Annotated in this window: 10 protein-coding genes; 1 reads left to right on the top strand and 9 read right to left on the bottom strand. The window is 51.2% G+C overall.

The features are described 5' to 3' along the window. Positions 1–42: 42 nt before the first annotated feature. The 9 genes from HY774_28195 to HY774_28235 form a co-directional block, all read right to left on the bottom strand. A complete protein-coding gene (locus HY774_28195; protein ID MBI4752389.1) occupies positions 43–1,464 on the bottom strand; it encodes a HAMP domain-containing histidine kinase in 1,422 nt (473 codons plus the stop codon). A gap of 2 nt (positions 1,465–1,466) precedes the next feature. Further along, the gene (locus HY774_28200; GenBank protein MBI4752390.1) at positions 1,467–2,204 is read right to left on the bottom strand and encodes a response regulator transcription factor; all 738 of its coding nucleotides are present in this window, start codon (positions 2,202–2,204) and stop codon (positions 1,467–1,469) included. Positions 2,205–2,847: 643 nt separating this feature from the next. Beyond that, entirely contained in the window at positions 2,848–3,390 is a 543-nt protein-coding gene (locus HY774_28205) for a DUF1697 domain-containing protein (protein MBI4752391.1), read from the bottom strand. Between the two features lie 117 nt (positions 3,391–3,507). Beyond that, positions 3,508–4,077, bottom strand: a complete 570-nt coding sequence (locus HY774_28210; protein MBI4752392.1) for a hydrogenase maturation protease — start codon at positions 4,075–4,077, stop codon at positions 3,508–3,510. Between the two features lie 571 nt (positions 4,078–4,648). Beyond that, entirely contained in the window at positions 4,649–5,071 is a 423-nt protein-coding gene (locus tag HY774_28215) for a hypothetical protein (GenBank protein MBI4752393.1), read from the bottom strand. A gap of 332 nt (positions 5,072–5,403) precedes the next feature. Next, the gene (locus HY774_28220; GenBank protein ID MBI4752394.1) at positions 5,404–6,300 is read right to left on the bottom strand and encodes an aldo/keto reductase; all 897 of its coding nucleotides are present in this window, start codon (positions 6,298–6,300) and stop codon (positions 5,404–5,406) included. A gap of 601 nt (positions 6,301–6,901) precedes the next feature. Further along, positions 6,902–8,929 (bottom strand): polysaccharide deacetylase family protein, encoded by a 2,028-nt coding sequence (locus tag HY774_28225; GenBank protein MBI4752395.1) that lies wholly within the window; start codon positions 8,927–8,929, stop codon positions 6,902–6,904. Beyond that, the gene (locus HY774_28230) at positions 8,926–9,327 is read right to left on the bottom strand and encodes a BlaI/MecI/CopY family transcriptional regulator (protein MBI4752396.1); all 402 of its coding nucleotides are present in this window, start codon (positions 9,325–9,327) and stop codon (positions 8,926–8,928) included. Before HY774_28230 ends, HY774_28225 begins: the two co-directional genes overlap by 4 nt. Positions 9,328–9,356: 29 nt before the next feature. Beyond that, the gene (locus tag HY774_28235; protein ID MBI4752397.1) at positions 9,357–10,340 is read right to left on the bottom strand and encodes a polysaccharide deacetylase family protein; all 984 of its coding nucleotides are present in this window, start codon (positions 10,338–10,340) and stop codon (positions 9,357–9,359) included. A gap of 505 nt (positions 10,341–10,845) precedes the next feature. Here HY774_28235 and HY774_28240 point away from each other — a divergent pair. Next, positions 10,846–14,103 (top strand): PD40 domain-containing protein, encoded by a 3,258-nt coding sequence (locus HY774_28240; GenBank protein MBI4752398.1) that lies wholly within the window; start codon positions 10,846–10,848, stop codon positions 14,101–14,103. The last annotated feature ends 165 nt before the right edge of the window (positions 14,104–14,268 follow it).

The raw sequence follows: 14,268 nt of genomic DNA on the forward strand, positions 1-14,268 counted from the left end.
AGTGGTTAGAAATCACTAACCACTTTCTTCATTCTCAATTCTTCACTCTATCTTCAGAAGTACACTGACTTCAAAGCCTTTGGGTTTGAGGTTGCGGGCCGAGACCGAAGCTTGAAACGACTCCACACAGGATTTCACAATCGCCAACCCCAGGCCGGCACCGCCCGTTGAGCGGGCCCGATCACGTTCAACGCGGTAAAACGGGTCAAACAAACGGCTCACTTCGCCTTCGGGGACTCCAGGGCCGGAATCAATCACACTCAGGCGAACCTGACGCGCCCCTTCTGGTTGAGTGATAATTTTCACTGGACCGGCGTGGCCTGCGTACCGGATGGCATTGCGAACAATATTTGATACCGCCCGCGACAGCAGCGCCGGGTTGGCTTCAACCTGGAGTGCATCGGGGATTTCAACCAGCAGCGGAACACCTTTGCCAGATTCACGGTCGGTGATTTGTTTGACCAGTGGGAGGAGGCGGACTTTCTGGAGTTGAACAGCCTCGGGTTTGAGCCCGGCTTTGGAAAAGGTCAGCAGTTCGTTGACCAGTTTAGACATCTGGTTGACTTCTTCTTCAAGGTCTTCGACATAACTCCGATTTCTAGGATCAATGCGAGCATCCAAAATCCCCAACGCCAGTTGAATGCGACCAATCGGCGAGCACAATTCGTGGGCAATATCACCCATAAACCGTTTCTGACCAGTGACATACCCTGAAAGTCGGGTGGCCAGATGGTTAATGGCCTTGCTGAGTCGGCCAAGTTCATCGGTTCGACTTTCATCCACGCGGACTTCAAATTGACCGTCCGCGATTTGCTCGGTGGCGGTCGTCAGTTGAGAAATGGTTTGGGTGATGTGGCGCACCATCGGCAGCCAGAACAGAATTGAGAACCCGGTTGCCGCCAGCAGAATGTACACCCAGGGCAACGGGTCGAAAAATAGTCCGTTTCCGTTGGCTGAATTCGAGGCTGCCAGGAGGGTCGCCCGTACCGGTTCCGGTGACTTTTCATCCATCACCGGCACTCGAATCCCAACCCAATAGCGGGTTGGATTCGAGGTTTGAACTTTAAAAATTGGATGTCGGTGCGGCGGTCTGCCAGGGGGTGATGGCGGCGGTGCGGGTCGGTTTCGTCCGAGCAGATGAAAGTTAAGGTCATCTGGCAGGCTCACCGGAACGCCCGCAAGCTGAGAGCCAGTGTTTTCAAACAGGTAAAAATCAATTCCGTACGCCTGGGTATACCGCGCCAGGATGGCGTCACGGTGTTCGCGGCTGGTATTGGCCACTTCCACCCGGATGAGTTCCCCAATGGCTTCAAGTCGGGTTTCAAACCGGCCAAGCAACGGCGACGAGGGATGTAACTGAAACTGAAGGCTGAACATCATCGCCAGCGCCACCCCCAGGACCATCAGGTTGAGCAAAAGCCAGAGTTGAATTTTCATCAGGAGGGAAAATCGGGGGCGAACCATCTTCAATTCTCACTATTTCGAACCAGCATATATCCAGCCGTGCGAATGGTGCGGATGTATTTCGGATTTTTTGGGTCATCGCCCAGTTTGCGTCGGAGTGAGGAGATGTGAACATCAATGGAGCGATCAAACACGTCGTAGTTGCGGCCATTTATTTCATCGAGCAGGCGGTCCCGACTCAAAACCCGATCTGGCGACCGCGCCAGACACACGAGCAAATCAAATTCAAGTGGCGTCAAGGCCAGTGCCTGGCCGGCCAGCGTGGCTCGATGCGCAGCCAGGTTGATGGTCAACTCATTGACTGTCAGTTGTTCGTCGTCAGATTGATTTGGCGCCGGAGGGGGGTGAGAAATGACCGACCGACGGGTGACGGCACGCAACCGGGCCAGTAATTCACGAGTTGAAAAGGTTTTGGGCAGGTAGTCATCGGCGCCCATTTCAAGTCCGACAATCCGGTCAAATTCATCTCCAAGTGCCGTGAGCATCAGCACAGGTACATTTGACACCCGGCGCAGATTTTTGAGGACTTCAAAACCGTCCATTCCCGGCAGCATAACATCCAGAATGACCACCTGACAGTTTCCGGTGGCAGCCCGTTCAAGACCTTCGGGGCCGGTATGAGCGCTTTCGACATCAAAACCAAGCGGTTCGAGGTAGTCTTTAACCAGTCGGCAAAGTTTGAAGTCGTCATCAATCATCAGCACTCTGGTTTTTGGGAAAGTGTCAGGTGAGTTGGACATAGTGTTTGGGTTCAGGGTTTGAATGATGGGGGGTTGAGGTTTCGGAGGCCGAAAAAGGGCATCGGGCTAATGGCTAAGGGAAATACAATCCTATCAATAACTTAATCTCTTGTTATAGTTCTTCAGAAAAAGATTTCCGTTTGGGAGCGCGGGCGTCTTGCCAACAACCCGTTTGTTATCAATAGGTTTAGTGCGAGCGGGACGCCCGCGCTCCCAGGAAATATTTATCTGGAAAGCTATAATCCGAGCACCCCCATTGCAAAATGGGACAGCTCATAATTCGAAGACCCGAAACCCGGTTTTCAACTATAGCTGGTGAAAATTCGAAAATCAGCCACCTTTACAATCCCTTAACAAAATTACTCATCTCCCAAATATACCTTTAACAATCATTTGTTAGGGTTATGACTGAAAAACGATGCCTCTGGTGATTTCAGGTTAAGGATCAAAGAAGTTGACTCGTGAGACGTGCGCAATACCTGAAATCACCATTTCAGGCAATTTGCCGGAAGATCAGGTGTTGGCATCTGTCAGTTCAAATTCTCCACCGAAATACGAACCAGAGAAATATTTATCTGAGGCGATGGAAATACCGGGTTGTCCTGGTTTTTTGAACCCAGTCATCTTCAGTCTGCCGGGCTCATCACTCGGGTGGATATTTGGCGGCCAGCTTCAGAACCGTGTTTCGCCCTCGAAATGTCGCTTTGGTTTTTAACACCCGCTCGAAAACCACGTTTGAAAAGGTGGATTCACTTTGTTTGGTACGGCACAGCCAGTACACCTCACGGCCATTCACGTGAAACGTGTCAATTTCGGTCTGAAACCGCAGGACCGACTCGATGGCTTCTTGAGCGAGTGTCGCCGCCAGGAAGGCAATATTGAGTGCCTGAGCCGCCGCCAGTTCCTCTTCGGAAAAAGGGCGATATCGGGCAATGGCAGATACTTCCTGGTCAGTTCGCAGAAAGGTTGCGACTGCATAGCCCAGCGCCTGGTGAAGGTGGTCCTCGATTTGCCGCTCCATGGCGGCTGTATCAGTCGCACCGGTCTCGAAAATCACATTTCCGCTGGCGATAAAAGTTTCGACTTTTTCAAAATTGAGAGCCTCAAACAAAGTCCGAAGCTCAGCCATTTTGACATTGTGACCACCAACATTGATGGCTCGGAGAAATGCAATGTATCTTGGCATAAAGGGTGATGTCGAAAGTGGAGGTTGGAGGGGATCAGCGTCAGGATAAGGAAACAGTATCCGATTTGGACAATGGGACAAGGAATAAATCGTTTTTCTTGAATAATTTCCGTGAGTTTAAGTTTTCCAATCCGAAATTGGAACACTCTTGAGCCTGGTCGTAGCCACGTTGAAACAACTGGTATCGAAATCCTGATTGAGAATTCTCGGGATAAGAAGCTCAATCCATTCGATGGCAATGGGAATGGCTGCCTGGACCGGGGGGCTTAATTCCAGGGCAGGGGCTTCAGGCGTTCGAGGTGTTTCCACATCACATCCGATGAGCAAAATTCGATTCAAGCGGGCACCCATTGACTGGGCAAAGGCCAGGATCCGCATTGGGTTCAGGCTGTATGATTCGATCATCATGGGTTGATCAGTTGAGGCGCTGATATCGGCGGGGTCCGGCTCAATGAGATAAACGGTGCCGGGTTGACCTGCTTGCCTGAGGGGGCTCACCAGAATCACCGCTTCATACTCGTCCAGGAGTGCAAACGCAAGATCCAGCCCGTGGATGCCGTAATCACACACCAGCACTTCTTCTGGTAAGGGACGATTTACCAAAGTGTGTGCGACTTCAACGCCAAAGGCATCATCGCCAAAAAAGATGTTTCCGATACAGGCAATGAGGATTCGCTTTTGTTCCATTGGTTCCTGTGCTCCTTAAACCAATTGATTCAATGAAAATTGGAACCCATCGGGAAAACAATCAATTGCGTACGCTTTGAATGAATTGTGGTTAGAAAATCAGTATTGTCAACATGTTGAGGGCAGGTCATACTTTCAAGCCTAAAATTTTTAGTCATTTTCTCGACACTCCCGCCATATCGGTGTGGGGCGGGGGCTGATTGGTTGATTTCGTCACGGTCAGAACCCAGGGTGTGGCACGGTTTTGTCCTTAACCGGCTGGAACACCGGACTATTCTTACCCTGAAAGATTATTGGAAAGATGGCCTGCTGGTCGAGCGAGTACCGCCAATGGTGACGCTGATTCCTTTCACATCGGAATGAGCAATTTTCTGAACTGAAACCGGTATGATTCGCACGCCCCTTGACGAGATAACCGAATCAGATCAACAGCACCTGTATCGCACCGATCAGTCTGATAACAAAAAGAAATACCTGCTATTCCAACTCAATACCCCCACTTTTGCTTTTGAAAAGTTGTCATGGAAACTTTTTTCAGGATTTAACCCTGTTGTTTTCATCTGATCTTCATTCAAGAGGCTTTGACCAGTTCAATCGGAAGAAAATACATCGGTTCATCACAATAGGTGCGAAGTTTGGTGGTCACGGCCAGCGATGCCCAGTCAAACTCGGGAAAAGCTCGGAAGCGCCCCGTTTCGGTTTCTAAAATCAAAGAAGCCTGGGCAAAACCTTGCTCAATCTTTTCAATTTGCCAGAGTGAAACCCGTATGGTGGCATCCCGGTCAAAAACAGCGGTCAGAATGAACAGCCCCACGGTGCATTCAAACCAGGCATGGTGCTTCTCAAACTCACCCCGGCGAGTCACTGAAATTGGAAATAATGCTTCTCCATCAGCCCGGCACACAACCTGGGCAAATCCAGGTTGGCTTAACGGTCCCCCAAACTCTGAAATAATTGGAGTTCCATCCCGGTATACAATCGGAAATTTCCGCATAAGATCGCTACAGACAGAGTCAAACATGGGGGCACCACTCGCTTTTGGGAATCAGGAAGGATGAATTAAGGGACCCAGAAGAAAATAAAATCCCACTGAAATCGGGTTCAGGGTTCGGGGTTCAGGGTTTCGGCGATGAGTTGACTGATCCCACTCAAGATGAAGACTGGGGAACTGGCGGGTACCACTCAACGTGGAGTATCTGGCCTCCCTAAGAATAATGAACCAGGCTGATTGAACTGCCCCTCTCATATGAGTAAGAGGTTAAACTATTGATAGAATTGTAGTTTCCTTAGTCCGACACCTTCAACCCAAAATGGTATTATTTCAGGTCACACCTGGCCGACCCAGGCTGAGTCGGCGACTTCATGCCATCGGGCGCGAATTTGTTCGATTGCTTCGGGTGAAAGCGGTCCAGCGGCGACCAGCGCCGCATTTTCCCGCCACCGGTTTGGATTGGTCGTTCCAACAATGGCGGTATGCACACCCGGCTGGCTCAATGTAAACCGGAGCGCAATGGACACTGAGGTATTCATATCCTGGTTGAGAAAGTCGTAGGCAAGCACCTGAATGCGGTCCCAGTACGTGTGATGATATGAATTTTCCGGTTTGGTTGGCCGTCGCCACACGGCATTGGCAATTGGGCGTTTTGCAATCACACCCAGTTGGCGGTGTGCGGCCAGCGGCAGGGTCAATTCAATCGCTTCCTGGTCCGCAATGTTGACTGAGGTTTGCAGGGCATCAAAATGACCGCTTTCAATTGCATACCGGGCCGCCACCCCATCACCGCTATACCCGATATAGCGGGCATATCCTTTCTGACGAGCTTCGGTGAGGGCTTCGATGACCTCACCCTTGCGGAGTTCGGCTTCAGAGCAGGAATGAAGCTGGATCAAATCCAGATAATCGGTGCGCAAGGCGTTCAAGCTGCGTTCGATATGACTCAAAATACCAGTCTTGCTCCAATCGGCTTTGGTAAAACCGTCGGTCGCACCACATTTGGAGAAAAGGTAAAAATCATTTCGTCGGCCAGCCACGGCCTGACCAATCAATTCTTCGCTCACCAGATAGGCTGAAGCCGTGTCAATGACATTTAAACCGGCATCCAGCGCTTTATTTAACAGTTCTGAGACTGATTCCACCGGTGCACCTTCAAACCCAATTTCAGCGCCGCCAAATCCCAGGACACTGACCTGCATATCAGTTTTTCCAAACTGTCGTTTCTCCACAGATGCCTCCAGAAAATATGAAGTTATGGAATTCAGATCACAAAGTGAGTTATGTGTGAACTGAAGGAAGGAAGCTTTGAGGATACTGATGAGAGGGTCCTGTGCCAATCCGGAATTCCTGATTATAAAAAATTATCAGACTCGAAAAAGTTCAGTATTGATTCCCAGTTTTAGTCTGTCAACCCTAAACTTTGTATTTTCACTATTTCACTTTCCCTGGTACTTCGCTTTTTCGAAAGCCAGACAAAACGAAAGGGGCAACCCCGCTGCTTGTCCAGCGTGTTGCCCCGGTTGTGAGTTTTCGTTATAACGATGGCGCGCTCGGGCTAAAACCGCACGCCTGAGTCGCGCGTGCCTGAACATACAAGGAACACAGCGGGAAGTGTCACCGCTGCGCCGATTGGGTTTTTAACAATGTAGACCCAACAGGCATTCGGTTCGAAAAGCCGACAACATTTCGTCAAGTCTTGTGAAGGTTGAACAACCGCGGTTGGCTGCTCAAGTTCCGCTTGGAACAGGAACTCTTGTACCAGGGAAAACTTGATTTGGCAAGCTAATTTTTCGAGGTTTTTCCGAAATATTTGACCCGCCTGTAACCGCATCATTTAGTTGTGGTTTTCTCGGTTTTGGCTTTCAGATTTTTGCTGCCTTTGTGGTATTCAAACTGGGTCATAATGCCGCCCGGACGTGGCTCTTCGCGCCATTCCCAGCCTCGGGAAATTCCCCAGCGCTGGAGCCACGAAATGCCTGTTACCCCCGTGTAGGTATCTGGCGTTTGGAATGCCGGATCGGCAGTCGCTTCATCCATGGGTACAAATCGGTAGCCGCGCATCCGAATCATTTCCACCAGTTGCGGGAAACAATCCACGTTCAACCGGCTGGGCGTCAGGAGCAGGACTTGCGGAATTTCACGGCCAAACAATTCCCGCGAATATTTTTCATAAAAGGTAATCATTTCCCGCATATAGGGCAGATACGCTTCGCGGATTTTGACCTGAACGTCTTCATCGCCTTTGGTCGCGGCTTCGTCATAGGTTTTGGCAAAAAACCAGTCATCGTTGTCAATCGTGAACGGCATAACCGAATACCCACGGTCTTTGAGGAATTGCTCCATGTGCTGCTTGGCCGCCAGGTCTTTTCCAGTGTTGAGAAATGGATAGCTGAAGAGCCGCAGTTGCTGGTTGCGTTCGGCCAGCAAAGGCTTGACGATGGCTTCGTTTTTCTCGATATCCGCTGTGTAGTCATCAAACGACGCGCCGTGATACCACATATGCGAATAAGTGCCGATGCCAAGCTCCAGCCCGGCATCGCGCCACATTTTCAGTTCACCAAGCCGGGCGTTCCCACCATTTTCAAGCTGACGCCCCTGGACAAATCCAACCGCCGGAATTTTCGCGGTGTTCAAACTGGTCACCAGTTGGCGGGTTAATTCCGTGGTGCTTGCCCCTGGCGGTAAGCCATTTTGTTTCATTGGCAACGCAACAAATCCAACCGCCATTTTCCGGTTCGCCCGGTTGATTTGATCCGTGGTCTGAAGCGATTGTGATGTGGCGCGAACGGCAAAGAACCCAAACATCAAACAAAACACCAGGCATATACTGGCCAGCAAAGCCGAAGTGGCTGGTCGCCGTGGTGACGGATGAACCATCAATCGTTGAATACGGTGCATGAAAGAGCCTCCTGTGACAGCCATCGCTGCCGTGGGTTGGGGGTGTGTGGTTCGTAATGCTTCCAGCGCCACCAGGGCCTGGGCATATTCAAGTGCGTTCTGGGTCAGTTCAACGGCGGTATCGTCACAACAATGCTCGCGTTCCTGACGGATGTCGCGGGAAAACCACCACACCGCGGGATGGTAGAAAAGCAGGGCTTCGGCCAGAGATTGGACCCAATTCACCAGATAGTCATGGCGGCGAATATGCGCCAGTTCGTGCAGCAAAATTGCTTCAAGCTGCTGGGACGAAAGTCCGGTAATGGCACTAGCCGGGATTAAAATGACTGGTTTAACCGAACCAAACGTGATGGGGGATTCAACCAGCGTTGAAACCAGCGTCTGAATCTTTCGGTTCAGGTTCAGCCGCTGCTGGAGTTTGGAAAGGGTGGGTTCAAATACAGGCGGAAGCGGAGATACCCCAACCCGGCGCAATCGTTGAATCAAATACAACCCGCGCCCAAGGCGACTCAATTGCACTCCGACTCCGAGCACCCAAAAAAGTGCCAGCCAGGGCGTAAGCTGGGCGCCAAGTCGCTGGAGCAAGGTTGGGTTTGGATCAGTAATGGTTGTCGTTTCAGCAATTGTGGCCAGCGCCGCCGGAGCGGGCAGTTTTTGGGAAGCAAAATCCAACTCGTCACCCGCAAACAGTTCGGCTTGAATCGGAATCTTCCCACCCGAGGTTGTGCCGTTGAACCAGCCTGGAAACTGGTACCCAAACGTCGCCACCGGCAATACCAGCATCAACAACAATGCCGAACCAGCCAGTGCGTATTTGATCTGGGCTGACGCCCGCCGGACGATATATTTGGCCAGGGCATACCCGGCGGCAATCACCACTCCCTGCCAAATCGAATGAAGCAAGGTCCACCCGAGCGCCAAAACCAGCGGGTGCGTGCTGAATTCATTCAAACCGATCATGATGGCTTTCCTTTCTGGTTGGCCTCGACGTCATCAAGCAGTTTCCTGATTTCAGCCAGCTCTTTGGCTGAAGCGGATTTGGTTGACAACGCGTGGAGTACCAGTTGCCTGGCTGAACCGTCAAATAACCGTTCCATGAGATCGGAAACGATTTTTCGCTGGGTTGATTCGCGCTCAATGGCTGCTCGATAAACGTGCGCCCGTTGTTGCTCGTCACGCTGAACTAACCTCTTTTCAGTCATAATCTGGAGCGTTTTCAAAACTGTGGTATACATCGTTGGTTTGGTTTGGTTTAATGCTTCGTGGACTTCGCGGACAGTGCTCGGTCCGCGCTCCCATAAAATTTTCAGCAGTTGTAGTTCCGCATCGGTTGGACGTAGGTCTTTGAATTCAGTCATATTTGGGTTGAGGGTTCAGGATTCAGGGTTTATCGTTTTTCCTGCTTCAGCTTTTCTTCAGCGATCCAGGCCCATTTCTCTGAGACGAATTTGGGAAGTGTGGGTTCTTCACGATATTTCCCGCCTCTGGTGATGGCCCAGCGTTGCAGCCACGAAATACCGTTAGCGCCGATGTAGGTATCAGGCAATTGATAGGCTTTGTCCTGTAGCGCTTCCTCCAGGGAAATGAATTTATATCCACGTCGTTTCATCATTTCGACCACTTTGCCGAAATGGTCGGCATTGAGCAAATTGGCGTGCAGGAGCAAAATCTGGCGCACTTCATACCCGACAACCTCACGGGACAGTTTCTCGTGAAACTCGAAAACCCGTTCCAGATAGGGCACATACGCTTCTGCCACTCGTCGCATTGTTTCGGTATCGCCGCGTTTCTGGGCATCGGCATAGACACCCGCAAACAGCCAGTCGGAATTGTCAATCGTGACGGGAGCAACGGTATAGCCACGTTCCGCCAGAAATTTCTCAAAGGCGGTCTTCGTTGCTGTATCCAGCCCGGTGCTCAAAAAAGGATGGCGGAAGTAGCGCAATGTCATGCCTTTTTCAGCCAGTAGCTTCCTGGTAACCGGTTCGCCCTTGAGAACATTTTCCTCGAATTCAGCCAGTGGTTTCTTGAAAAAGTAGGGATGTGAATAGGTATGATTTCCAAGTTCGAACCCGGCATCCGTCCAGAGTTTCAGAACTCGGGTGCGAGCGGCTTTTTCGTTCTCGACTTCCAGCTTGCCTTCATTGACAAACCCAACCACCGGGATTTCATGGTCGGTGAATGTTTTGAGAAGACGACGAGTAAGTGTTTCAAGTGGCTGAACTTCAAGTTTTTCCGGTGATGGCAGGTCGTCAAACGTCACTGCAACAAATCGCTGTTTTTTCTCAACCGGCTTCCCTGGTCCGGCGGCCAGCGTGGGCAGAATAAAGGAGATGGCAAAACAAAGGAAAAGAATTGGTTTGAGTTTCATGGTTTCGTTTTTGATGTGTTTTGAATTGCGGGTTGGGAGCTGAGCAAGCTACCTGTTATTTCGTACGAAGCATATAGTACGAAAATCATCGTAGATGTCAATTCCTTTTTTTCCAGGTTTCGGGTTTCTGAATTTAAGTACCTTACCGAAAATTCCAAGACATTTTGAACCACGAAACACACGAAATACACGAAAAGAATCAAACACTTACCAAATTCAATATCTCAGGAAGCTTATGACAAAGTACTTATGTCCTTTTCGTCCCTTTCGTCTCTTTCGTCCTTTTTGTCTTTTTTGCCCTGAACCCTGAACCCCAAACCCCGAACCCCGTATTTCATTGATCTTTTTTCCGATTTCGACGTTTCCGAATCCGACTCTGCTCCAGCTTCATTCCAAGGCAGAGCCTCACTCTTCACAAAATCCAATTCAGTTCATCAGTTTCAAAGAAAGGAGCAGCTCTGGTGCTCGGTGCGTCACAGGCCGAGTTCATTGCTTGTGTTTATAAATGAACAGATTTTTTCTGGCACTTGTGCTGATTTTGATCGCTGCCGCCACGACGTGGGGGCAAACCAATCCGCCCCTTCTCATGCGCTCTCCGACGGTGAGCCGCACCCAGGTTGTCTTTGTTTTTGCCGGTGATTTGTGGACCGTTTCCCGGGATGGCGGGGAAGCCACCCGACTGACCACCGGGGTCGGAACGGAAACCACGCCGTTGTTTTCACCCGATGGCCAGTGGGTCGCTTTTACCGGCGAATATGACGGAAATATTGATGTCTTTGTCGTTTCCGCCAAAGGTGGTGTTCCCAAACGCATTACCTATCATCCAGCCAATGATATTCTGGCCGGATGGACACCAGATGGAAAAAATTTACTGGTTTCCTCAGACCGCAACACCATCAATGGACGCACCAACCAGTTGTATACCATTCCGGTTGATGGGGTGACGCCGACGCTGATTCCACTGCCGATGGCGTTTGAAGGCTCTTTTTCGGCGGATGGGTCGCAACTGGCCTATGTCCCAGTTCCACGGGCCTTCCGGGCCTGGAAACGCTATCGGGGCGGACTGGCGGCCTATATCTGGATCGCCAACCTGGCGGATTCAAGCGTGGTCAAAATCCCGCGTGAAAAATCAAATGATTTCAACCCGATGTGGATCGGCGACAAAATCTACTTTCTGTCTGACCGCACCGGCCCGGTGACCTTGTTTAGCTATGACCTCAAGACTAAGAAAGTCACTCAGGAAATCCAAAACTCGGGGCTGGATTTCAAAGCTGCTTCCGCTGGCCCGGATGTCATTGTGTATGAACAATTTGGATTGCTGAATTACTTTGACCTTCAAACGGGCAAAACCCGCCCGATGAATGTGACGATTGCCGGGGATTTTCTGGCTGTTCGTCCAAAATTTGAAAAGGTCACCGGCAACGTTCTGAACTTTGCCATTTCCCCAACCGGCGCCCGGGTCGTGGTCGAAGCGCGCGGGGAAATCCTGACCGTCCCGGCTGAAAAAGGCGATATCCGCAATGTGACCAATACCACGAGTGTAGCCGAACGTGACCCCTCGTGGTCGTCCGATGGAAAATGGATTGCCTATTTTTCAGATGAATCCGGCGAATATGCCCTCCACCTGCGCCCCCAGACCGGATTGGGCGAAGTCAAAAAAATCGCGCTTGGTACCCCGCCGTCGTTTTTCTACACCCCGATTTGGTCGCCCGACAGCAAGAAAATCGCCTTTTGCGACAAACGGCTCAACTTCTGGTATGTCGAAGTCGAAAAAGGCACGCCGGTCAAAATTGACAATTTCGAGCGAGGGCTGGTGACCAACTACAAATGGTCACCTGACAGCCAGTGGCTGACCTATGCCAAGCCGTTGAAATCAGCCTACAACGCGGTGTTTGTGTATTCACTGGCTGACGGCAAACTCACCCAGATCACCGACGGCATGAGCAATGCTGCCTCGCCGGCGTTTGACCGAAACGGGAAGTATCTCTACTTCACCGCCAGTACCAACAGCGGCCCGCAGATGTTTGGGTTTGATATGTCAAGCTATCCGCATCAGCCGACCAGCAGTGTGTATGTGTGTGTTCTGAAAAAAGATGAGGCTTCGCCGCTCGCACCGGAAAGTGATGAGGAAAAACCAGAAGGTGCGGCCAAAGACAGCGATAAAAAGCCAGGTGAGGCAGACAAGGCAAATGGCAAGCCTGACGAGAAAAAAGAACCGCCCAAGGTCACGATTGACTTCGACAAAATCAACCAGCGCATTTTAGCCTTGCCGATTCCGGCCCGAAACTTCATTGACCTGTTTACTGGCAAAGACAATTTGATGTACCTGGCCGAAATCTCGGCGGATGCCCAGTCGCCAGGTGTCACCTTGCACAAGTTTGATATGCAGAAACGCAAACTCGACAAGGTGCTGGACGGAGTCACTGGCTGGACGCTATCTGCCAATGGCGAAAAATTGCTCTATAGTCAGGGCCCGGCCTGGTTTATCGCCGCGATTGATCAGCCGATCAAACCCGGTGAGGGCAAGCTCAAAACCGAAGACATGACCGTGTATGTTGACCCACGCGCCGAATGGAATCAGATGTATCGGGAAACGTGGCGCATTGAACGCGATTTCTTCTATGACCCCAACTTCCACGGGCTTGATCTCAAAGCGACCGAGAAAAAGTACCAGCCCTATGTCAATGGCCTCGTCCACCGGGCTGATTTGAACTATCTGTTCCAGGAAATGCTTGGTGAATTGACTGTCGGGCATTTGTATGTCGGCGGCGGTGACACACCGGATCCCAAACGCGTTCCAGGCGGGCTGCTTGGAGCTGACTACACCGTCGAAAATAGCCGTTATCGGTTTGCACGGGTGTTTGACGGCGAAAACTGGAATCCACAATTGAAGGCACCATTGACCCAGCCCGGCGTCAACGTCGTGGCTGGCGAATACTTGCTGGCAGTCAACGGTCGTGAGTTAACGGCCAAAGACAATGTCTATGGCTTCTTTGAAAGCACCGCTGGCAAACAGGTGGTGATTAAAGTTGGTCCGAATCCGGATGGCACCGGTTCACGCGAAGTGACAGTCGTTCCGGTTGGCAGCGAAGACGGACTGCGCAATCTGGCCTGGGTCGAAGGTAACCGACGCAAAGTTGATCAACTCAGCGGTGGGAAGCTGGCTTATGTGTTTTTGCCAGATACCGCCCAGGGTGGATATACCTACTTTAACCGGTACTTCTTTTCACAGCTTGAAAAGGATGGCGCGGTAATTGACGACCGGTACAATCGGGGTGGACATGCGGCAGACTACATTGTGGACTACCTGCGCAAACCGCTCATGAGCCTGTGGACAACCCGCGACGGCAAGGATTTCCGCCAGCCGTTTGGCACGATGGAAGGCCCGAAAGTCATGCTGACCAATGAGTATTCCGGTTCGGGCGGCGATTATCTGCCCTGGATGTTCCACCGCCTCAAAATCGGACCGCTGATGGGCAAACGGACCTGGGGTGGGCTGGTTGGCATCGGCGGCTATCCGGTCCTGATGGATGGCGGTTCGGTTACGGCACCGCACTTTGCTTTCTACACGCCGGAAGGCCAGTGGGAAGTCGAAAATCACGGTGTCGCCCCAGATGTTGAAGTTGAACTCGATCCAAAACTCTGGCGCGAAGGCCGTGACCTGCAGCTTGAAAAAGCGGTTGAATGGCTGCTGGCCGAGTTGAAAAAGAACCCACCGAAGGAGTACCGCCACCCGGTGTACCCAAACTATCATAAGAAATAGGGTTCCGGGTTGTGGAAGGGATGAGGGGTGAGGGACCTGAGCGCCAGGATAAGGGAACAACGTGCGATCTGGACAAGGGGACACGAAGACAAGGAGACACGGAGACACATTTAATAGTCTCATTCCTCCACTCCCAACCGGAGTCCGTTCAAGCCGACACACTCC

This window comes from Acidobacteriota bacterium (assembly GCA_016208495.1).
In the GTDB taxonomy this organism is placed as follows: Bacteria; Acidobacteriota; Blastocatellia; order Chloracidobacteriales; family Chloracidobacteriaceae; genus JACQXX01.